This is a genomic window from Rhodococcus sp. As11 (assembly GCF_048957735.1).
GTDB classification, from domain to species: domain Bacteria; phylum Actinomycetota; class Actinomycetes; order Mycobacteriales; family Mycobacteriaceae; genus Rhodococcus; species Rhodococcus gordoniae.
In genome coordinates this window covers 1-1,523 of the sequence record NZ_JARDJE010000050.1, presented here as the reverse complement: position 1 = coordinate 1,523, position 1,523 = coordinate 1, and the positions used below count along the sequence as shown (strand labels likewise).

The 1,523-nt window shown below is 65.4% G+C and carries 2 protein-coding genes; both read left to right on the top strand.

What is annotated here, in order from left to right:
• Nucleotides 1-489 (top strand): hypothetical protein (locus PV766_RS24010; RefSeq protein WP_421098119.1); only part of this gene is annotated, 489 nt, incomplete at its 5' end.
• The gene (locus PV766_RS24005) at nt 462-1,508 is read left to right on the top strand and encodes a transposase (RefSeq protein ID WP_421098118.1); all 1,047 of its coding nucleotides are present in this window, start codon (nt 462-464) and stop codon (nt 1,506-1,508) included. The genes PV766_RS24010 and PV766_RS24005, both read left to right, overlap by 28 nt.
• Nucleotides 1,509-1,523: the final 15 nt, after the last annotated feature.

The window sequence follows — 1,523 nt, the reverse complement described above, 5'->3', positions numbered from 1 at the left end:
CCTGGCAACCAGCGTGGGGATCGGAACACACCAATGATCGACATCCCTGTTGGACGGACCCGCACCGGCAAACGCGCGTTCTCCCTCGCCTACAAGATCGAGTTCCTGCGACAGTGGGACCAATGCATCGAAGTCGGTGCCAAGACCCGCCTGCTGCGCGAGACCAACCTCGACTACGCCACCATCACGCGTTGGATCCACGCCCGGGATTCGGGAGACTTGGAAGCGTCGATGGTGACCGCAGCAGACAAGTCGAGGGGCCGAGTGGACAGTCGAGACCGTGCGGAGCTGGCCAAGCTCCGCAAAGAGAACGAACGCCTCCGCGAGAAGGTCGCCCAGGGCGACGCCGCCGTGGAGATCCTGGGAAAAGCATTCGAGCTCTTGCAGGGGATCACCAAGAGTTCGACCGACGAGGACCCGCAGATCCCGCCGTCGTTGATGAGTGCCCGCGAGTACGCGCAATGGCTCGAACGCCGAGGACTGTCCTGACCGACACCGTCACCGCGTTGGCCGCAGCCGGTGTGTCGATCGTGCGTGGCTGCGCATTGCTGGGGATCCCCCGGGCCCGCTACTACCGGGATGTTCGCGGATATCGGCACTATCGGCCGGTGTCGGATCCGGTCCCGCAGCGGAACCGGCATCAGCCGACCGCATTGTCACCGGCCGAGAAGGACACCATCGTCGAGGTGATCCTCGCCGAGAGGAACACGTATCTGTCTGTGTGCCAACTGTACTGGCGGTCCTTCGATGAGGGGTTGGTGGAGTGTTCACAGTCGAGTTTCTATCGAGTGGCGCACTCGCAGAACCTGGTCGGGGACCGGCGCCGCAGCCGCAGCGGCGGCCCGGGATCGGGGATCAGCCGCCGCAAACCGGTCGTTCCGGCTCCGGCGGTGGGCACGTTGTGGTCGTGGGACATCACCGTGCTCAAGGGGCCACGCACCCAGGACCGGTATCTGCTGTATCTGGCGATCGATGTGTACTCGCGGTTCCCGGTGGCCTGGCGCATCGAGTACGCCGAGACCGCCGCTGCGGCGGTGGACATGTTCACCGAAGCGTTCACCGTGTTCGGGGCGCCGACGGCGCTGCACGCCGACAACGGGGCCTCGATGCGGTCGGCCGCACTGCTCGATGCGCTCGACGAGCAGCAGGTGCTGCCCTCGTACTCGCGGCCGCGGGTCAGTGACGACAATCCGTTTTCCGAGTCGTTGTTCAAGACCGTCAAGTACGACCTGGCGTGTCCGCAACGGTTCGACAGCATCGACCATGCCCGGCGGTGGACCGAGGAGTTCATGACCCGGTACGCCCTCGAACACCGCCACAGTGGGTTGGGTCGGCACACCCCGGCGTCGGTGTTCCTCGGCACCGCCGTCGAGGATCACCGCCGCCGGCAGGACCGACTCGACCGGATCCATGCCCGGCACCCGCAGCGGTTCCAGCGCCGGCCGCTGGCACCACCACTACCTCGACCGACCGGAATCAACATCACCCATCTGTCTCAGACAGGTTGACAACTACCGAATTGC

Excerpts from the sequence above, each read along its gene's own strand:
- PV766_RS24005 (WP_421098118.1), top strand. The coding sequence starts at position 462 with ATGGCTCGAACGCCGAGGACTGTCCTGACCGACACCGTCACCGCGTTG.